This is a genomic window from Tsuneonella sp. HG222, from assembly GCF_053819185.1.
In genome coordinates this window covers 1-291 of record NZ_JBSOQZ010000010.1, presented here as the reverse complement: position 1 = coordinate 291, position 291 = coordinate 1, and the positions used below count along the sequence as shown (strand labels likewise).

Here is a 291-nt window from a genome sequence, read left to right as displayed (position 1 = left end):
TGCTCCGTTGCCGTCGGCATCGAAGTAGAGGTTGCCGTTGGCCTGGTCGTAGACGAACCGGTCGTCGGCATCGCCTGCGGCACTTCCGATCACGAACGCGCCGGCTGCCAGGCTGCCGGGGGTCAGCCCGCCGCCGAACGCCGAGGCACTGATCTCCAGCATGTCCTCGCCGCTCACGAAGTCGAAGATCGTGTCGACATTGGCGCTGGCGTTTGAGTGGAACAAGGCGGGGGCAGCACTGGGCGCATTTGCGAACACGAACGTGTCTGCCCCGCCGTTGCCGACCAGCGT

The 291-nt window shown here is 66.0% G+C and carries 1 pseudogene; it reads right to left on the bottom strand.

The annotated features are described in order from the left end of the window. A pseudogene (locus ACWPMZ_RS16545) lies at nt 1-291 on the bottom strand (hypothetical protein); the annotation flags it as partial.